Origin of the sequence: Marivirga harenae (assembly GCF_030534335.1) — a bacterium.
GTDB classification, from domain to species: Bacteria; Bacteroidota; Bacteroidia; order Cytophagales; family Cyclobacteriaceae; genus Marivirga; species Marivirga harenae.
Map to the genome: position 1 here is coordinate 942712 of NZ_CP130565.1, position 20652 is coordinate 963363.

General features: G+C 35.0%; 17 protein-coding genes and 1 tRNA gene. 13 read left to right on the forward strand and 5 right to left on the reverse strand.

All coding sequences use genetic code 11. The features are described 5' to 3' along the window. The first annotated feature begins 89 nt into the window (after nucleotides 1-89). From Q3Y49_RS04000 to Q3Y49_RS04020, 5 genes are read left to right on the forward strand one after another with little or no spacing between them, the layout of a single operon-like run. Entirely contained in the window at nucleotides 90-677 is a 588-nt protein-coding gene (locus Q3Y49_RS04000) for a TetR/AcrR family transcriptional regulator (RefSeq protein WP_303270951.1), read from the forward strand. After that, nucleotides 674-1123: a hypothetical protein gene (locus Q3Y49_RS04005; RefSeq protein WP_303270952.1), complete on the forward strand. Its 450-nt coding sequence runs from the start codon at nucleotides 674-676 to the stop codon at nucleotides 1121-1123. The genes Q3Y49_RS04000 and Q3Y49_RS04005 overlap by 4 nt, the downstream gene beginning before the upstream one ends. A gap of 30 nt (nucleotides 1124-1153) precedes the next feature. Beyond that, the gene (locus Q3Y49_RS04010; protein ID WP_303270953.1) at nucleotides 1154-2491 is read left to right on the forward strand and encodes a TolC family protein; all 1338 of its coding nucleotides are present in this window, start codon (nucleotides 1154-1156) and stop codon (nucleotides 2489-2491) included. A 4-nt stretch (nucleotides 2492-2495) separates the two neighbouring features. Beyond that, nucleotides 2496-3551, forward strand: a complete 1056-nt coding sequence (locus tag Q3Y49_RS04015; protein WP_303270954.1) for an efflux RND transporter periplasmic adaptor subunit — start codon at nucleotides 2496-2498, stop codon at nucleotides 3549-3551. Nucleotides 3552-3563: 12 nt separating this feature from the next. Then, nucleotides 3564-6671, forward strand: a complete 3108-nt coding sequence (locus tag Q3Y49_RS04020; protein WP_303270955.1) for an efflux RND transporter permease subunit — start codon at nucleotides 3564-3566, stop codon at nucleotides 6669-6671. 183 nt (nucleotides 6672-6854) lie between these two features. Here Q3Y49_RS04020 and Q3Y49_RS04025 read toward each other — a convergent pair. The 3 genes from Q3Y49_RS04025 to Q3Y49_RS04035 form a co-directional block, all read right to left on the reverse strand. Then, nucleotides 6855-6926 (reverse strand) — tRNA-Arg (locus Q3Y49_RS04025). Between the two features lie 65 nt (nucleotides 6927-6991). Next, nucleotides 6992-8170 (reverse strand): GTPase HflX, encoded by a 1179-nt coding sequence (gene hflX / locus Q3Y49_RS04030; RefSeq protein WP_303270956.1) that lies wholly within the window; start codon nucleotides 8168-8170, stop codon nucleotides 6992-6994. A gap of 90 nt (nucleotides 8171-8260) precedes the next feature. Continuing rightward, on the reverse strand, nucleotides 8261-8929 hold the full coding sequence (locus Q3Y49_RS04035; RefSeq protein WP_303270957.1) for a c-type cytochrome: 669 nt from the start codon (nucleotides 8927-8929) through the stop codon (nucleotides 8261-8263). A 189-nt stretch (nucleotides 8930-9118) separates the two neighbouring features. Here Q3Y49_RS04035 and Q3Y49_RS04040 point away from each other — a divergent pair, with 189 nt between their 5' ends. From Q3Y49_RS04040 to Q3Y49_RS04075, 8 genes are all read left to right on the forward strand, one after another. Further along, entirely contained in the window at nucleotides 9119-10270 is a 1152-nt protein-coding gene (locus Q3Y49_RS04040; protein ID WP_303270958.1) for a glycosyltransferase family 4 protein, read from the forward strand. Between the two features lie 119 nt (nucleotides 10271-10389). Beyond that, nucleotides 10390-11127 (forward strand): polysaccharide biosynthesis/export family protein, encoded by a 738-nt coding sequence (locus tag Q3Y49_RS04045; protein ID WP_303270959.1) that lies wholly within the window; start codon nucleotides 10390-10392, stop codon nucleotides 11125-11127. 9 nt (nucleotides 11128-11136) lie between these two features. Further along, a complete protein-coding gene (locus Q3Y49_RS04050) occupies nucleotides 11137-13509 on the forward strand; it encodes a GumC family protein (RefSeq protein ID WP_303270960.1) in 2373 nt (790 codons plus the stop codon). Beyond that, nucleotides 13509-14492: an NAD-dependent epimerase/dehydratase family protein gene (locus Q3Y49_RS04055; RefSeq protein ID WP_303270961.1), complete on the forward strand. Its 984-nt coding sequence runs from the start codon at nucleotides 13509-13511 to the stop codon at nucleotides 14490-14492. The genes Q3Y49_RS04050 and Q3Y49_RS04055 overlap by 1 nt, the downstream gene beginning before the upstream one ends. A gap of 168 nt (nucleotides 14493-14660) precedes the next feature. Continuing rightward, a complete protein-coding gene (locus Q3Y49_RS04060) occupies nucleotides 14661-16070 on the forward strand; it encodes a tetratricopeptide repeat protein (protein ID WP_303270962.1) in 1410 nt (469 codons plus the stop codon). 3 nt (nucleotides 16071-16073) lie between these two features. Continuing rightward, a complete protein-coding gene (locus tag Q3Y49_RS04065; RefSeq protein WP_303270963.1) occupies nucleotides 16074-16847 on the forward strand; it encodes a phosphosulfolactate synthase in 774 nt (257 codons plus the stop codon). Nucleotides 16848-16860: 13 nt separating this feature from the next. After that, complete coding sequence (locus Q3Y49_RS04070; RefSeq protein WP_496559696.1) at nucleotides 16861-17808, forward strand: polyprenyl-phosphate transporter; 948 nt, start codon at nucleotides 16861-16863, stop codon at nucleotides 17806-17808. Continuing rightward, nucleotides 17805-18545, forward strand: coding sequence for a shikimate dehydrogenase family protein (locus tag Q3Y49_RS04075; protein WP_303270965.1), 741 nt, complete (start codon nucleotides 17805-17807; stop codon nucleotides 18543-18545). Before Q3Y49_RS04070 ends, Q3Y49_RS04075 begins: the two co-directional genes overlap by 4 nt. A 521-nt stretch (nucleotides 18546-19066) precedes the next feature. On the opposite strand, the gene pyrF is transcribed toward Q3Y49_RS04075, so the two are convergent. Then, nucleotides 19067-19882, reverse strand: a complete 816-nt coding sequence (pyrF, locus tag Q3Y49_RS04080) for an orotidine-5'-phosphate decarboxylase (protein WP_303270966.1) — start codon at nucleotides 19880-19882, stop codon at nucleotides 19067-19069. 126 nt (nucleotides 19883-20008) lie between these two features. Further along, nucleotides 20009-20644 carry an outer membrane lipoprotein periplasmic chaperone LolA1 gene (gene lolA1, locus Q3Y49_RS04085; RefSeq protein WP_303270967.1) on the reverse strand — a complete coding sequence of 212 codons (636 nt, stop codon included), beginning with the start codon at nucleotides 20642-20644 and terminating at the stop codon, nucleotides 20009-20011. Nucleotides 20645-20652: the final 8 nt, after the last annotated feature.

Consider the following 20652-nt stretch of genomic DNA (forward strand, 5'->3'; position numbering starts at 1 on the left):
ATATTAGCCTAAATCGAAATTTTTGAATCCATAAAACTTTTATTTTTAAAAAGAGTATAATATATTTGTTAGTGAATACTTACTCACATATGAAAAAGATAACCAAAAGACAGTTAGAAATCATAGAAGCCGCAGGCAAAATACTTACTGCTTCTGGCGTAGGAGGATTAACCATAAAAAACCTGGCTAAGGAAATGGATTTTTCTGAAAGCGCAATTTACCGTCATTTCTCTAGCAAGCAAGATATTATTATTGCCATGCTTGAGTATTTGGCAAAAAATATGGACGAAAGATATGGAGTAGCTATTTCCGAGGATCAATCTGTTGAAGAAAAATTCATTAGCCTCTTTACCAGCCAATTTACATTTTTCAAAAGTAATCCATATTTCGTGGTAGCGGTTTTCTCTGATGGATTAATGGAAGAAAGCCAGAAAGTAAATGATACTATACATAAAATCATGACTGTAAAAATGAAACATTTAAAACCCATCATCATGCAAGGGCAAAGAGATGACATTTTTACAAATGAAATATCCGTAGAGGAATTACTAAATGTGGTCATGGGTTCTTTTAGGCTATTTATGTTTAAGTGGCGAATTGCTGATTTTAAATATGACATAGAGGAACCAGGACATAAAATGATACAAACACTTTTAAAACTTTTAAAGAAGAAATGATGAAGAATTTAAGCTTTATTACCTATTTATCAATAGTGCTATTTTTTACAATGAGTGCTTGCAGTACCACTACTAATGAAAAGAGTGAATTAAAAAAGGGTCAAATTCAGCAGGACAAGAATGAACTTGGCATTGAACTGAATGATGGACAAAGATGGGAGGTAAATCAAGAAATGAAACCACCTTTGGAGCGTAGTGAAATATCTTTGAATAAATATGAAGGGAAGGATTATGAAATTCTTGCCGAGCAATTAAAAGCCAATAATGACGAATTGGTAAAGTCGTGTACTATGAAAGGCACAAGTCATGATGAGCTACATAAATGGCTGCATCCTCATATGAAGTTAACTACTGCACTCCTTGAAGCTGAAAATGAAAAAGAAGCAGACAAAATAATTCAAAAATTGAAAACCTCTTTCGATACTTATCACCAATATTTTCAATAAAAGAATTGAATAACTAAAAAAATTTATCCAATGAAGTTAGTAAATACTCACAAACTAATATTGCTGATGCTTTTTCTATTCTTGAAAATGGAAATAGCAAGTGCTCAAGTTTGGACTTTAAAGCAGTGTATTGATACTGCATTAGTCCACAATAATAACTTAGAAAGCGGAAGAAATTCTATTGCTATTGGCAAAGAAAGAGAAAAAGAGGCAAAAGCTCATCTACTACCGAAAGTTACGGCTAATGCAGATTATAAATATTTCACTGATTTGCCCTATCAGTTAATGCCTCTTTCTACCTTCAATCCTGCGGCTCCGGAAGGACAATTCAACGAAATACAATTCGGGGTTCCCCATAATATCAATGCTAACCTTCAAATTGCACTTCCTTTATATAGCACTGATATAAATGGTGCTATCAGAAACACTAAGCTAGCATCGGAACTAAGTGAATTGAAATATCAAAAATCAGAGGAAGAGGTGTATTATGAGATTTCTAACCTCTACTACAATGCCAAAATAATTAGCCATCAGCTCAATTTTGTAAAAGCTAATTTAAAAAACGCTGAAAAACTGCTTGGCAACCTTCAGTCTTTAAAGGATGAAAAGCTAGCCACAGGAACCGATGTTAGTAAAATTGAGCTGCAAATTTCACAGCTGAAAAACCAAGAGCAAAATTTAAGCTATAAATATGGCCAAATAAATAACGCTTTGAAATTTACTATGGGAGTTTCCTTGGATCTTAATATGGAAATAGAAACTGACATCAGATTTGAGGAAAGTTTGCAGGAAGAGTCCGGAATTATCTTGGATTATCAAATTGCCAAAACACAAGAGCAATTAATTCAAAGTGAAATAAGTACGTTAAATCAGTCTCGATTCATCCCAAATGTGAACCTAGTGGGTAGTTATGGTACCACAGGTTTCGGCTACGATCAATCCCCTAATGAATTTTTAAAATTCTTTCCAATGAGCTTTGTGGGCTTGCAACTTTCTTATCCAATTTTCAATAAAGGGGTCACAAAAAGAAAATTGAAGCAGAAGCATTTTGAACTGGAGAATAATGCGCTTCAGCAAGAGCTTATTAGTGAGGCAAATGCTATGAAAATTGAAAATGCTGAGATGCAAAAAGACATGACAAAGAAATCACTGCTAACCACGGAAGAACAGATAGCACTAGCACAGAAAATTTACAATGAAAGCCTCCTTCAAAAAAATGAAGGCTTAGTAAACTTAACGGAAGTCTTATTAGCTGAAAATGCTTTGAGGGAAGCTCAACAAGCAAACCTTACTGCCATAATAGATTATCTAAAGGCTGATTTAGAGCTCAAGAAATTAAGAGGAAATATTAAAAATATTAATTACTAAAGAAATGAACTGGAAAAAAATAATCGGTATAATCATAGGCATAGCGGTAATAGTAGTGATGGCTATGAAATTGAAAAGCAATAAAGCCATTTCCGAAAATAAGATTTATCAATATGATAAAGAAAAAGCTATTGCTGTTAAGGCAGACACCATTTCTTTCAATTATTTTCAACTTAAAACAAGCTATACAGGTAGTTTTAAAGCTCAAAAAGAAAGCAAGATTAGCGCTGAAATACAAGGAAAAATAAATCAATATTTAGTTGAAGAAGGAGATATTGTAAAGAGAGGTCAGCCTTTAATCAAATTAGATAACTCATTATTAAGACTTGAATTAGAAAATGTCAATATTCAAATTGAGGATTTAGAATCTGATGTTAAAAGATATAAATCATTAGCTGAGAGTGATGCTATAAAAGGAATTCAGCTTGAAAAGGCTAAAACTGGATTAAAAAGTGCTAAAGTTAAGCAAGCAATAGCCTTAGATAAAATTAGCAAAACAGAAATCAAAGCACCATTTAATGGAATTATCACTGCTAAAATGAGTGAAATTGGAAGTTTTGCGGCTCCTGGAATGCCGCTTATTCAATTAACAAATATTTCAACACTCAAATTCAGCATTAATGTAGCAGAAACAGTGCTTCATCTATTTGAATTAGGGCAAAGCCATACCGTTATAGCCGATGCATACCCTAATTTATTATTCACCGGAAAAATTACTTTGATAGGAAGCAAAGCCAATATGAGCAATCATTTCCCGGTAGAATTTGAAATTGAAAACACCTCAGACTTAAAAATAAAATCCGGCATGTATGGAGAAGTTAGCATATTGAAAACTAGCCCGAACAAACTGATTAGCATTCCTGCTTCTGCTTTGGTGGGCAGTTCTTCGGATGCACAGGTGTATCTGATCAAAAATAACAATGCTGTTTTACAGAAAATAACGGTAGCCGATAAAATTCAAGATAAAGCCATTATCTCAAAAGGATTAAAGGAAGGGGATGTGATAGTAACAGAAGGTTTTATCAATCTTTTTGACGGTGCAAATGTGGAATTAAATTAAATCAGCGAAACAATGAATATTACTGAAATTTCTATCAAAAGACCCTCGCTGATTATAGTATTATTCAGCATTTTCACCCTCTTGGGTATTATTGGTTTTAAAAAATTGAGCTATGAATTAATGCCCGATTTCAATCAGCCCGTAGTTGTAATTAAAACCATTTATCCTGGAGCAGAGCCAAAGGAAGTTGAAACTTCCGTGTCGGAAAAAATAGAAGATGCACTTTCAAACTTAGAAGGAGTGGATTTTTTGGTGACAAAATCTTTACCGAATGCATCCATTATCATAGCTAATTTGAATTATGGAACTGATTTGGATAAAACTATGCAGGATGCACAGCGCTATATTGACAATATTAAAAAAGATTTGCCCGCAGATGTGCAAAGTCCGGTGATGAGTAAGGTGTCCCCTAACGACTTACCAATTATGTCCATTAGTGCCACTTCTGATTTATCCTCCACAGAATTTTATCAGAAAATGAAAGATGAATACCTACCTCAAATTCAACAAATAACTGGGGTAGCGGAAATCACCATGCTAGGAGGTGAGGAAAGAGAGATTCAGATCAAGGTAAATCAAAATAAATTAAAACTGCATAAGCTCTCTTTATTGCAAGTGGTGGAAGCTATCAATCGATCTGGAGTGGATGTTCCTGCAGGTAATTTAAAAACAGATCAAGCACTGAATTCCGTAAGATTGACTGGTAAATTCAAAACATTAGAAGATATAGAAAATGTGCAACTTTCCATGCCGTTTCCTGGCAGCCCTATTTACGTGAAAGATGTAGCAATTGTAACTGATGGCACTAAAGAAATAAGCTCATTAAGTCGATATAACGGCAAAGAAGGCATAGGGCTTTTACTCAAAAAGCAAGGAGATGCGAATGCAGTTGAAGTTTCTAGGGCAGTAAAAGAGAGATTTCAGTCAATTGAAGAGCAAAATAAAGCTTCTAATGTTCAGTTTATTATTGCAGATGATAGCACCGACAATACTATTGCTGCAGTAAATTCAGTAGTTGTGGATCTTATTTTAGCAGTTGTTTTGGTTTCTCTGGTGATGTTATTGTTTTTAAGAAGTTTTAGAAACGCTATTATCGTTTTGGTGGCTATTCCGACTTCCTTAGTAACCGCATTTGCCGTAATGTGGCTTTTAGGTTACACTTTAAACCTGATGACTTTATTAGCCATGTCCCTAATTATTGGGATTTTGGTAGATGATGCAACCGTGGTATTGGAAAACATTCAGCGCCACCTAGATATGGGCAAGAAAAAAAGAGAAGCTGCCATGGACGGAAGAATGGAAATCGGTTTTTCGGCTCTATCCATTACGCTCGTTGATGTGGTGGTATTTTTACCCATCCTATTCCTTCAGGTTTTTGTGGCAGATATGCTAAAACAATTCTCTGTAGTAGTTATTACTTCAACCCTTACCAGTTTATTAGTTGGATTTACCCTTACCCCTTGGCTTGCTTCACGAATTGGTAAAAAGGAAGATTTACAACCCACTAATTTCTTTAACAAGTTTCTATTATGGTTTGAGAGACAACTTGATGCCCTTACCGATTGGTACGGAAAGCTCCTTAACTGGGTGTTAGAGCATAAAATTGCTTTTACTGCTATAGTAATCCTATTATTTGCTATGACTTTAGGCATCATGCGACAAGACATTATCGGCAAAGAGTTGATTTCCACTGGTGATCAAGGAAAGTTCAAAATGGCACTGGAATTTGATAAATCTACTCCTATAGAAAAAAATAATGCTGTATCGACTGAAATTGAGGAATTCATTTTAAATCAACCGGAAGTATCGACTGTATTCAGCAATATCGGAGGACCAAGCACCGGAATTGGAAGTTTGGGAGTAGGTTCAGCTAATAAAACCGAATTCACCATTCAATTAAAAACCTCTAAAAAAGAATTGAAAGCCTCAGGTCTAGAAGCAAAAGATACGGAAGTTTTCATGAGGAAATTAAGAGCTGATTTACAAAAGCAATTTCCTGGAATAAATTATTCTATGTCTGCCTTAGGATTAATTCCGCGCACGGCACCCATAGAAATTACCTTAAGCAGCAGTCATTTAGATAGCGTTATGCAAAGTGCAAATGAATTAAAAGCTATAATCGAGAAAATCCCTGGTGCTGATAATGTAAGGCTTTCAGTTGAAGAAGGAAGTCCTGAATACAAAATAATTCCTGATAAAGATAAGATGCAGCGTCTGGGACTGAGCACTGCTTATGTAGGATTAAATATTAGAACAGCTTTTACTGGGAACGATGATGCTTCCCTCACGGAGGATGGAATTGAATATCCACTTAGAATTTGGCTAGATGAATTTAGCAGACAAAACTATGAGGACATACAGCAATTATCCATTATTAATCCAAAGGGACAAGCTATAGAAATAGCACAATTTGCTAAGATCGAATTGGATAACTCACCCTCACTTTTGGAGAAAAAAGATCGACAACCTGCAGTAACGCTAACGGCTGATGCTTTAGGTCGTCCTTCAGGAACTGTGGCGGATGATGTGGTAGCCTATTTAGGAAATAATCCCTTAGCAGAAGGAATAGAAATGACCTGGGGAAGTGATATAAAGCGTCAAAATGATAGTTTTGGGGCATTAGGCTCTGTTTTGCTTATTTCCTTTTTGTTAATATACCTTATCATGGTCGCATTATATGATAATTATATTTATCCTTTTGTAGTTCTATTTTCAATTCCTGTTGCTACAATCGGGGCATTTTTAGCCCTAAACTTATCCTTAAGTAATTTAAGTTTATTTGCCTTATTAGGTTTAATTATGTTGATGGGCTTGGTAACAAAAAACGCCATTTTGATAGTTGACTTTACGAATCAATTGAAACTAGAAGGCAAGCATTTTAAAGAAGCATTACTGATTGCTGGAAAAGGAAGGCTTAGACCCATTTTGATGACAACACTTTCAATGGTTTTTGGGATGTTACCTATAGCAATGGCCAGTGGAACAGCATCAGAATGGAAAAATGGATTGGCTTGGGTGATTATAGGTGGACTTCTCTCTTCCTTAATTTTGACTATATTTTTAGTGCCAATGGTTTATTATTTAGTGGACGCTGCTAAATTAAGATTTGCAAAAAAGTGAAATGGAAATAGTACAGGCAATTTGAAAAGCTAAAATTGCCTAAATTTTTTCCACAATACCATTTGATTGAATCCTAATCTGTGATTAATGCAAGTATTCAGTTGAAATTTAGTCCAACTTGTAAGTCTTATCCGAAAACTTCTAAAGCGGTACAGGCACTTATCTAAAGTATAGTCCTGATAGTGACCCCGGCAGGAATCGAACCTGCATCTAAAGTTTAGGAAACTCCAATTCTATCCGTTGAACTACGGGGTCATTTATTTCAACTTTTACATGCACTGCAGTAAGCTCATGTGAAAAATAAAAGCAGCAAAGCTAAATTAGTAATAGGTATTTTTCAAATAATTAGGGAAAATTGTAAAATGCTTGGCTTCGACCAATTTTCTCAATTTGCTTTTAAGCTCCTCGATATTGTCTTTGTTGGTAGCTGAGATGAAAACCACATCATTTTGTTCCTTATTCCAATAAGTATTTTTCAAATTCATGATTTTCTCATCTGCACTCAATTCTTCTTCATCTTTCAATAAGTCTACCTTATTAAAAACCAAAAGAGTCGGCTTATCACTTGCGCCTATATCTGTTAAGGTTTGATTAACAACACTGATATGGTCATCCAATGTGGGATGACTGACATCTACTACATGCACCAACACATCGGCCTCCCTAATTTCATCCAAAGTTGATTTAAACGATTCGATCAAATGAGTAGGCAATTTTCTAATAAAGCCTACTGTATCGGACAAAAGATATGGGATGTCTTCAAAATTGACTTTTCTGACAGTAGAATCAACAGTGGCAAATAGCTTATTCTCAGCCAAAATATCTGATTTGGAAAGCAAAGTCATTAAAGTGGACTTCCCCACATTGGTGTAACCTACAATGGCCACCCTTACAATTTTACCACGAGATTTTCTTTGTGTCCTACTTTGCTTTTCAATTTTGGCAAGCTTTTCTTTTAATTTGGTAATGGTATTTCGAATTATCCTTTTATCAGTCTCAATCTCTTTCTCCCCAGCACCTCCACGGGTAGCGGTTCCACCTCGCTGTCTTTCCAAGTGAGTCCACATACGAGTTAGTCTAGGTAATAGATATTGATTTCTGGCTAATTCTACCTGGGTTTTAGCTTGTGCAGTTTGAGCTCTGCTCAAGAAGATATCTAATATCAATAAACTTCGATCATATACCTTGACATTGAGTTCCTTTTCAAGGTTTCTTAGCTGAGATGGGGTTAAATCATCATCAAAAACTATCCAATCTGCATTCTCTGCTTTTACAAAAGCACTGATCTCTTCTAATTTACCCTTCCCTACAAAGCTCCTCACATCTGGCTTTTCCAGTCTTTGTGTAAATCTTTTAATGGTTTGAGCGCCTAAAGTAGAAGTTAAAAAAGCCAATTCATCTAAGTACTCATTGACTTTCTCCTCATTTTGGTTTTGCGTAATAATAGCAACCAAAACAGCTTTTTTCTCTTTGTTTTCTTCTGCAGAACTATATTGCATATATTTTTATCAGTATTCTTATTTATGATTACGCATAAAATGAAGATTTGATTCTCCTATTTAAGGTATCATAATTTTTCTTCAACAACCCTATTTTAGCTCATCCAAATAAAGTGCTACTGCTTCAATTTCAGATTCTGAAAGCTCATTTTCATAGGCAGGCATAACGCCCTGACCTTTCTTAATCCACGCTACTCTTTCAGATAAATTGAGCTTGCTTTCAGTTAAATCAGGAGATTTAAAAAGTCCTTTCTTTCCGCCTTTGCCATGGCATTTTTTACATTCTGCTAAGTAAACTTCTTTTCCTGTTTTCAATAAATCTGCTATTGCGCCATCGATTATAACTTCTTGCGCATCATTAGCGGGACTTTCAGTATTTACCGCTACGGTTTCTCCTTTTGAAAAGTTCAGGCTTCCTACCTCAGAAACTCCATAAATATAAAAAGTCAATATTAATGTTATAATAGCCATAGCTTTATTTTCTTTCTTGAACGAAACAATACCAATTGGGATAATGATTAATACTATTATCAATTTTACCCATAAATAAGTGGGAGCCGCAGCCCCATATAAAGATAACAAATAACCGCCTGTGGCAAGCATCAATACACCTAAAATAGGATCTACCATTTTAAGCTTTGTTCTGATCTTTGTCAACAGTTCCTTTTTGTTGGCCAATAACAGAATGGTCTTAAATAATAAGAAAAGTAAAAATAATGTTACCACTAGTACGTGGGAGTGAAGCATTCCAATTTCCATAACTACTTGTTTTTTGTACAAAAATAAGAAAGGCTATGGGAATAATTTCAATTTGTCAGTTATATTTGATTTTTATAGGTATTTTAAAGCTGAATAATTCAAACTAATCTGCTCTAAGTCTTTACCTGTCGAAATCTCCCCACTTAAAAAGAACCGTAAGTGTTATTATTAGTAAATTTGTAATACGATATGAAAGTTGCTATCACTTTAAATACCTCTTGGAACATCTACAATTTTAGAATGTCCCTAATTCAAGCTCTGATAAAAGATGGGCATGAAGTGGTGGCTATTGCGCCTCATGATGAATATACTGTGAAGTTAATAGAGGCAGGTTGCACTTTCCAAGATGTTACCATGGATAGTCGTGGAGCGAATCCAATCCGAGATACAGGTTTAACTTTTGAGTTACTTAACATTTACAAAAGAGTAAAGCCTGATATTATTTTGCATTATACAATTAAACCAAATATCTACGGCACTTTGGCAGCCGCATTATTGGGAATCCCTGTGATCAACAATGTCAGTGGACTAGGAACCATATTCTTAAATGATGATTGGATTTCTAAAATCGCCTTAAGTCTGTATAGGTTTTCTTTCAAGTTTCCTAAGAAAGTGTTTTTTCAGAACCATGAAGATTATCAACTTTTTATGGATAAACGATTGATTCAGCGAAATATTTGCGAGGTTATACCTGGCTCTGGAATTGACTTGAGCGAATTTACTCCTCATCCTCCTAAAGAAAAACCAGAAGGGGAACCTTTTGAATTTTTGATGATTTCCAGACTGATTATTGACAAAGGGATCAGGGAATATGTTGCTGCAGCTGCTATTTTACAAGAAAGAGGAATGAATGCAAAGTTCAATTTATTGGGAAAATTAGACGAACTACATTCAAGGGGAATTTCTTCGGATGAGCTTAATGAATGGATAAAGGAAGGATATATTAATTATTTGGGAAGCACAGATGATGTTCGCCCATTTATCAATAAAGCTGATTGTGTGGTCTTGCCTAGTTATAGGGAAGGCACACCAAGAACTTTACTTGAAGCGGCCGCTAGCGCTAAACCCATTGTGGCTTCTAATGTTCCTGGCTGCAACAATGTGGTAGATCATAGATTAAATGGGATACTTTGCAAAGTGAAAGACGAAGAAGACTTGGCCCTGAAAATGAAGGAGATGTTCTATTTGTCTCCAGAAACACGTTATGAAATGGGGATTAAGGGCAGAGAATTAGTGGAAAGAAGGTTTGACCATAATATAGTGATTGAAAGGTATTTGAAGGCAATTGATAAAAACGGCAATCTTAAACCTCAACTTAAGCCTGTTTATGTAAATAATTAAGAAGCATTTCTATTATATTATTGTCTTTTGCTTAATTGGTTATATTTTTACAAGTAGTGAACAAAGCTATCAAAAAATTTTACATATACCCTATTAGTATTCTTGCACTCATACTGTTGATGAGCGGTTGTAAAGTGTACAGACAGAATATTATTCTACAATCTGAATCTGATATCAATTCTGAGAATTTTAAAGAAGAGGTTTCGAAGATTGAAGGAGCCTATAAAATCCAGTCTGGCGACAAAGTCAATATTGAAGTGTATACCAATAAAGGAGAACGGGTCATTGATCCAAACCTAGAACTCAATGCCATTACTGGAGGAGGAGCAGGCGGTGGCCGACTAATGCCAGACAAAGAATTCGAAGTTCTTCCTAATGGCACTGCGATTTTACCACTTTTAGGAGAGACCAAAATTGAAGGATACTCTATTGGTGGTCTTCAAGAAATGTTAAAGGAGCAATATTCAGAGTATTATATCCAGCCTTTTGTCAGAGTACGTGCTTTAAACCGAAGAGTAGTAGTTTTAGGAGCCATGGGAGGACAGGTTATTCCAATTGAAAATGAGAAGATGACTGTTTTAGAAATTTTAGCTCTTTCAGGAGGATTAAATAGAGATTCTAAGGGAAGAAATATCAGGTTAATTAGAGGCCCTTTAGACGACCCTTCAGTTCAAGTAATTAATTTGGCTACTATTGAGGGAATGCAAAAAGCAAATTTGCAGGTATTACCTAACGACATTATTTATGTGGAACCTATCAGAAGGATTTTCACAGAATCAGTACGGGATATTGCTCCCGTAATTGGTATTGTTACCAATGTAGTGACATTGTTTATTGTGATTGAAAACTTAAGGTAGGCAAGAGCAATGAGCAATCAACAAACACGATACCAAAGAAATGTAGATGCAAAATCGTCTCATAAACCCTTGAACAACGAAACTGAGGTGGTAGATTTTTTCAAGCTAAAAACCATCCTCAAAAAGAACTTACCTTGGGCAATTTTGCTTATCTCAATAACTGTATTTGTAGCTTTCCTCTATGTACGATATACTAACGTTAGGTTCCAATCTTATGCAGAATTAAAACTAAATAAGCGAAGTGAAGCCAGCGTTTTTGGTTTTAACCCGTTAAAAGAAGAAAGCTCCAATTTAAATACCTTATCTGGAGAAGTAGAATTAATTCGTTCTAAACTCTTTTTAAAACAGGTAATTGGAAAGTTGCCTCTTGATGTATCCTATCATGTTATAGGAAGGTTCAAAAATGAAGAAAGATATAAGTTCACTCCTTTCACCGTTAGTTATGAAGCATCTTGCGCTTCTTATGGCCAAAAATTTTATGTAGATATAATCAATAAAGAAACTTTTAAAATATCGACCAATCCAGATGGTGGAGATTGGACTACCCATACCTTTGAAAAGTATTTTACGCTAAATGGATGCAGTTACAAACTTGAGAAAACCTCTCACTTTTTTAGCACTGAGAAGCTATTTTTTAGTATCTCTACACCAGAAAGCTTAATAAGTTATGTAGAATCTAATCTTTCGGTTGCACCTGAGAATTTAAATGCCAACACCATCAAGATCACCTTTGCAGATTATAACCCTTATAAGGTTCAGGCCATTGTTGAAAAAATTAGTGAACTCTATACTGAATACAGTAAAGAACAGAAAAACAGGGCCAATCAGCTTAAGATTGAGTTCTTAAATAAACAGTTAGGTCAAACGGAGGATGAACTATCGAACTATGAGACTTATATCGAAGATTTTACAATAAAAAACAAAACAGTTAATCCGTCTGAAGATGTCAATAGACTGATTTCGGAAATGGTCAAAATGGACTCTATTTTATATGGTATTAATTACCAATTAGGTGAAATAGAAAACATTAAAGAACAACTTGAAAAGGACACCTTAAGCTTTGACAAAATCAATTATTTGGTGCTGCCAGCAAATATGCAACCACTATTCGAAGAATTTTCTGAGCTCAAACAGCAATATCAAGTTGCCAAGACTCGCTATAGAACGGAAAGTCAGGTGTTGCAACAAAGGAAAATAGAAATCAATTCTTTAAAAGACAGGATTAACAATTACCTAAGTAATAAATTGGAGATCCTGAAAGAAAGAAAAGAGAATATTTTATACAGGAAAAGAGAGATTGAAAGCAAATTCAGCCAATTGCCAGCCAAAACGAATGAACTCAACCAGAAAATGCGATTCTACTCTTTATATGAAGAGCTTTACCTTTCTTTAATGCAAAAGAAAACTGAATTTGAAATTGCTCAGGCAGGTACACTTTCAGAAGTTGATATTTTGACACCAGCTAATTTACCTAGAAGCCCAATCGGTCCGTCTACCAACTTAATCTATATAGGTTCTTTTGCAGTTGGGTTTATTTTAAGTTTTATTTTTATTGGCTTTAGGTATCTGGTTTACGATGAAATCAACAGCATTCATGAACTTGAAAGGTTAACTAGTATCCCAATTATTGCCAAAATAAGTAGGCTTAATCGTTATGTAGCGAAGAAGAGTGGGGTAATTGTTTCAGAGAAACCAAGATCACAAATAAGCGAGGCCTTCAGAACTTTAAGGACTAGCTTGGATTTCATTGGTATTAAAGATGGTAAAAAAGTACTCTCAATCAGTTCCACTACGAGTGGCGAAGGAAAAACATTTATCTCAGTGAACTTGGCCGCCATACTCGCCATGTCCAGTAAAAAGGTGATTATATTGGATTTGGATATGCGAAAGCCAAGGGCTCAATACGCTTTCAATCTGGACCAAAACGAAATAGGTGTGAGCTCTATTTTAAGTGGTGGAGTTCACTGGAAAGATTGTGTCAATAATACTAAAACAGAAAATTTACATTTTATTCCTTCAGGTGTTATTCCACCTAACCCAGCTGAACTATTGGAGAGCGAATATTTTGACCAATTATTGAATGAACTTAAGGCTGAATATGATATTATCCTGTTGGATACCCCTCCTATTGGCCTGGTCTCTGATGGTATTATTGCACTCAAAAAATCTGACCATTCACTTTTCGTTGTACGGGCTGATTATTCTAAAAGGTCGTTTGTTAATGATCTGCACAGAAGTCTTAACTTGAACAATATTCAGAATATATCTATCATTTTTAATGCCGTGAGAAAAGAAAATAAAGGCTACGGTTATTATCAAGATTACTACAATGATAATAATAGCAAATCTATTTCAACGCTTAAAAGGCTTTTCAATATTTAATGAAGCAAAAAAACCTATTAATTACAGGTGCCACAGGTCTTTTAGGTCAGCAAATTATATTGAAATTAATTGGCCTGGATTATCAAATTTATGCGACAAAAAGAACTCATTCAGTTACTCAGGTAGATTCAGAAAAAATTAATTGGATTGAGATAAACTCAATTGACGATAATTTATTCCTGCGGATTCCTGTGAAAATTGATTTTGTAATACATGCTGGGGCTTTTGTTTCCTATAAAAAGTCAGACGCAGCCAAAATCTTTCAAATTAATACTAAATGGACTTCTAAATTGGCTATGGATGCTCTGGAAGTTGGAGTTAAAAAATTTGTTTTCATAAGTAGCATTTCGGCATTAGGTAAAAATTCTATTGATCATTTCATTGATGAAAATACCCCTAAATCAGATGATGAATTTCTAAGCAACTATGGGAAAAGCAAAAGAAAAGCTGAAGCAATACTTTGGGAATTATCAAAGGCAGGATTACCTATCATCATTTTGAACCCATCCGTTATCCTAGGGCCAGCAAATCGATACCAAAGCAGTGCACAATTATTTGGATATGTTGGTGACCAAAAGCCCTTTTACACTAGAGGATTGATTAATTACATTGATGCGAGAGATGTTGCAGAAATCGCTGTAGAAAGTTTGGCAAATAATATCAGAAATGAGCAGTTCGTTTTAAATGCAGGAAGTATTAGCTACCGTGATTTTTTTAGAGCTACCGCAAAACAGCTCCATGTAAAAGCTCCGAATATAGGTATTCCTAAATTTATGGTGATTTTGGGTGCAGTGATGGAAAACATATGGAGTAAAATTAGCGGTAAACCTGCAACACTCACCATGGAAACAGCAAAAATGGCTGGAAATAAGAATATTTACGTAGCCGCAAAGGCTCAAAACACATTTAGCATCTCATATAAAAGTTTAAATCAGTCAATTGAATATACACTAAAAGAAATGAAGAAAATCGGAGAATTATAAACTTTAAAAATTAATTACACGTTGCTTGGTTTTCACTTATTAATAAGTAAATTTATTTGATACTACTTTATTGGAAAGTTGCGTTCCGTAGACCGATTTGATTCTATACCGATTGAAGTTGTGACTGAGCGCAATAATAAAGTAGATTTAACCACTTATTCATTATTTATGAGCGAATTTTTCAGAAACAGAAAAGACGAAGAAAAAGAGTTGATTAAAAAATTCGAGAATCATGTACAGGGCAAAGATTTCCACTTTTTTGATGTGGAAGAACTAGAAAAAGTGGTTGAATTGTACTTGGATAACGACAAATTCATGAAGGCGCTCAAGGCCAGTGAATTTGCGGTAGAACAGTTTCCCTTTTCAGTCGAGCTTTTGATTCTTAATGCGCATGTTTTAGCAAGCAATACTAAATATGATAGCGCACTTCAAATATTGGAAAGAGCCGAAAATATTCAGCCCCATGATGTTGATTTACTATTGACTAAAGCTAATGTGCTAACAATTTCCAATCGAAATAAAGAGGCCATTGAATGTTTAGAAAAAGCATTAACCTTTGCTGAAGAAAAAGATGAAGTGTTATTTCAAATGGGCATGGCCTACCAGCAATTGGGTAAATATGATGAGGCTATTAAAAATTATAAATCGGTATTAGAAGAAAATATTGACCATGAAAGCGCAATTTACGAATTGGCTTACTGCTTGGACGTAACGGATCAATTGGAAGGTAGTATTGCCTACTACGAAAAGTTTATTGATGCCGATCCCTATTCTTACCATGCTTGGTATAATTTGGGAGTTGTCCTACATAAATTGGGAAAATATGAAAAAGCCATTGAAGCTTATGAATTTGCGGTCGCAATAGATGAAAATTTTGCATCCGCTTATTTCAATATGGGAAATACCTATTCTGCCTTAGAAAAAAATAATAAATCGTTAGATGCTTTTTCCCAAACTTTACGAATTGAAGGACCTAGTGCTGAAGTTTTCTGCAGAATGGCAGAAATATATGACAAATTAGATCAAGCAGATTTAGCCATTAAGTATTTTCTTAAAGCTGTTAAATTTGACTCCCTTTATGATGAAGCTTACTTTGGGATGTCACTTTGCCTCATTCAACAAGAAAAATGGATAGAAGCAGTCCATTATTCTAAAAGGGCCATAAAAATTAATAAACATGAATCAAAATATTGGCAGGCATTAGCCAATGCCGAATATCAACTAGGCAATCAAAACTCTGCTGTTGATGCCTATGAAGAAGCTGTAGCCCTTGATCCAGAAGAAGTTAGCCTGTTTCTGGACTGGTCATTTATCTATTTTGAATCAGGGGAACTAGAGGTAGCTATCAATATAATTAAGGAAGGCATGGAAGATAATCCTGATGCTGCTGAGCTTTATTATAGGATGACGGCTTACCTAATTGAGTACGGTAAATACAAAGAAGCCTTTATCTTTCTGGAAAATGCATTAGTTTTGGACTTTGAAATGCATACAGTGCTTTATGAATTCTTCCCACGGGTGGAAACGCAGAAGGCATTGTTCAAAATTATAGACCAATTCAGAAAAGATAACCAGTAAAACATGAACTACGAATTAAAAGACATCCCTGAAAGACCAGCCAAACCAAGAGATGTAGGATTCACTATGGTGATGGATAAAGGATTAAGCCTTAGAGAGGTGGAAGACTTTATCGATAGCAACGGTGAATACACTGATATAGTAAAACTAGGATGGGCCACATCTTATGTCACAACTAATTTAAAAGACAAATTAGCACTTTACAAAGAAGCTGGAATCCCTACTTACTTCGGAGGAACCCTTTTCGAAGCATTTGTAATCCGTGATCAATTCGAAGACTACCGAAAGTTATTGGACAAATATGATATGCCCTTTGCTGAGGTCTCAGATGGATCTATTGAATTACCTCACGATTTGAAATGTGAGTATATCAGTAAACTGTCAGATCAAGTGACGGTCCTTTCAGAAGTCGGATCGAAAGATGCTGAAAAAATTATTCCTCCTTACCAATGGATTGAGCTCATGCAAACTGAATTGGATGCTGGTGCCTGGAAAGTGATTGGAGAATCGAGAGAAGCAGGAAATGTAGGTTTGTTTCGAGCCAGTGGTGAAGTTCGTTCAGGACTGGTTCAAGAAATCTTAACAAAAATTCCTTTCGAAAAAATCATCTGGGAAGCTCCCCAGAAAGCGCAACAAGTTTATTTTATTAAATTAGTAGGTGCTAATGTCAACCTTGGAAATATTGCTCCAAATGAAGTAATTCCTTTAGAAACCATTCGTTTAGGATTGAGAGGTGACACTTTTCACCATTTTTTGAATAATAAAGACTTACTTTAAAAATAGATTTTTCGTGCGGTCGATTAAAGAATATTTTACATTACTCTTAAAAGGTATTGCAATGGGCAGTGCAGATGTAGTTCCTGGAGTCTCGGGAGGCACCATTGCTTTTATAACCGGAATTTATGATGAATTGCTGAACAGCATTAAATCTGTTGATGGAACAGCTTTCAGATTACTTTTCCAATTCAAACTCAAAGAATTCTGGAGCCATATCAATGGCTCTTTTCTTATTACATTAGTATTAGGAATTGCCATAAGCATCATCAGTTTAGCGAAGTTGATCAGCTTTCTTTTGAGCACCTATCCTGTTTTGGTTTGGTCTTTTTTCTTTGGATTGATCATTATTTCAGCTGTTTTAGTGGCTAGGGATATTGAAAAAAAAGACTGGAAAGCTATTATTGCGGGTTTAGCTGGTATTGCAATTGCTTACTTTATCACCTCAGCATCTCCTGCACAAACTCCGGAAGCCTGGTGGTTTGTCATTTTATCAGGTGCTATAGCTATTTGTGCTATGATTCTGCCCGGCATTTCAGGAGCTTTTATCCTCTTAATTTTAGGAAAATATAAGTATATAATCGAAGCAGTTGAAACAGTAGATATTGGAACATTGGCTATTTTTGCCTTGGGTTGCATTATAGGATTGCTAAGTTTTGCCAGATTAATATCATGGTTTTTGAGAAACTATCAGTCCGCAACAGTAGCAGTACTGGCAGGTTTTATGGTCGGTTCATTAAATAAGGTTTGGCCATGGAAAGTAGTAGATACATTCCGTATCAATAGAAAAGGGGAACAGGTTCCTTTATTTGATCATAACGTTCTGCCTCAGCAATTTTTAAATGAAACCGGACAAGACCCACAATTAATGCAAGCTTTGCTGATGATGAGCTTAGGGATTTTCATAGTGGTAGCCATTGAAAAAATTGCCACCATGCTGAATGTTAAAAATGATGGAAAATGAAAACCTATGGATTAATCGGTTTTCCACTTAAACATTCCTTTTCTGGCAAATACTTTAGCGAAAAATTTAAGAAGGAAAATATTCAAGTTTGTGAATACCGACTATTTCCACTAGAAAGCGTTGGAGAATTCGATGAATTAAAGCAACAAGATATTGCAGGACTAAATGTTACCATTCCTTATAAAGAACAAATCATTCCTTTCTTAGATGAATTGGATGAGCACGCTAAATCCATTGGTGCGGTCAACGTGATTCAATTTAAAGATGGGAAAACCAAAGGCTTTAATTCGGACTATTATGGCTTTAAAAACTCACTTCTAAATTTTATTCCCAAGAAATCTTGCTCAAAAGCATTGATATTAGGTACTGGCGGAGCTTCTAAAGCCATTAAGCAAGTCCTAATTGATTTATCTATTCCGTTTAAAGTAGTTTCAAGAAAAGCAGGGTTTGATTATACTTATGATGATTTAAATAGCAAGACAGATGTTATTCAAGAATATCATCTAATTATCAATACCACTCCACTAGGGACCTATCCTAATATTGACGAAAAGCCTTATTTTCCATATAAAGCATTAAGCGATAATCATTATTTATATGATTTGGTTTATAATCCAGCGGAAACAGCCTTTCTGAAGGCAGGTAAAAATCAAGGAGCAAAGACTATTAATGGATTGGAAATGCTGATTGGGCAAGCTGAAAAGTCATGGGAGATTTGGAATGCTTTGGCAAAATAGAGATTTAAGAAAATAAAAGTAAAAAGACAAGTTGTTAAAATCTTACCTTGCCTTTTGGTTGTAAGGAGGATTAATAAGTCATCAAGTGTATAACTTGAAACATATCCTGGCAATATTTAAATGGAATATTCCAGCATTGCAAATGCTATAATCTATGCATCCTCGTTAAAAAACGAGGATGCGCATGAGCGATGGGACCCATAAACTAAAGCCTAGATAAAATGAATGGAAATGAATATTTACGCAATAAATTCGGCTACATCTAAAAGTTAAGTGTTGCAATTATTATCATTAATCTAGTCTATTTCTACTTCAAATTTGGTAATTCTGAAACTATTATAGATATAAATACAATTTACATAGTTTCGATGGGAATCAACTTGATCAGTGCTTCTTTCATTTTTAATCATGTGAAGGATTTGATAAAGTCTGTGAAGTGATTTTTCTCTGCGTAATTTTTTTTAGAATTCGCTAGAGTATTTTGCACTATGATTCAGTGCAATAGCCTTCTTCGCTCTATTTTAACTAAACTGATCCAAATACCCCTTCATATCCTCTTGAATACCTTTAGCCTTTTCACCCGCTACCTTCGCAAAATCTTCACCAGAAGATGCGTAAATAATCCCTCTTGAAGAATTTACCAATAATCCTCCATTTTCATTCAAGCCATATTTTGAAAGTTCTTCTAAATTCCCGCCTTGCGCTCCTACGCCTGGCACTAATAAGAAATGGCTAGGTACTGATTTCCGGATTTCCTGAAATTCTTTGGAACGCGTGGCACCTACCACATACATTAGGTTTTCTTTTGTACCCCACTTTTGAGAAACCTCCAACACCTTTTGATAGACTTTCTCCCCTGATTTTAATTCTTCAAACTGGAAATCTTTTCCACCTTCATTAGAAGTTAAAGCAAGTAAAATCACCCATTTATCCTCAAATTCAAGAAATGGTTCAACCGAATCGCTTCCCATATAGGGCGCAACGGTAATGGAATCAAAATTCATTTGCTCAAAAAATGCCTTAGCATACATATTTGATGTATTGCCTATATCTCCTCTTTTGGCATCCGCAATGGTGAACACATCCTTTGGCAGATATTCAATGGTTTTCTGTAAACTTTCCCATCCCTTAATTCCCAGTGCTTCGTAAAAGGCAATATTGGGTTTATAAGCCACAGCATAATCAATAGTAGCATCAATAATCTGCTTATTAAATTCGAAAATTGGGTCTTTTTCTTTTAATAAATGCTTTGGGATTTTTTTAAGATCTGTATCTAAGCCCACACATAAGTAGCTTGATTTGGATTTTATTTGCTCTGAAAGTTCTTGGTAGTTCATGCTTATTTAAAAGAAAGCTAAATAAACCTGTCAGGTTTCGTATTAATTAAATCTGTAATGCTTGAATTAAGGCATAAATTATTCAGCACTTTTAACCTGACAAGTTTCAATCATTTAATTAACGGATTATCTAAAATCCAAAACTTCTATATCAGGATAGTCAGACGGATTAAAAATGAAATCATTGTCAGTTAATGAATCGTCCACTTTGAAGTTTGTCACTTCATAGTTGAAGATATTACCTGCCCGATCAAAAATAGTCCATTTATCTAGCAAATTGGTTTTCTTATCAATTTTCAACCTGATTTTATAAAAAGACTCGTCTTTATCTTCTGGCACTAAATCAATCACATGATATTGTGCATTACCTTCTCCTGCCATGTATAAATACTTATATCCCTCTCTGTAGGCTGTATAAATTTTACTTGGATTCATTTCTCCAGCCTCCTGATCGTAATTATTAATGGTGACCTCATTGGCATCTCGTAGATATGTCCAAACAGTTTCATTGTTATTTACGATTAATTGACCAGCCACGTCTGCTTTAAATTTATCACCACTCACTACAATTTCTCCCTTGAATGTATCGGTGATGTCTTCCATTTTATTTTCCAGCGTCTGAGTGAAAGTAGCTGTAAAACCAGCAATATTACTGTATTTAGCGCTCATCTTATCCAAAATCTCTTTGGCTTTGGGATCATTTTGTGCAAATGCTGAGATGCTAAAAATAAATAGCATCATAATTAATGTGATTTTTCTCATCTTTTATC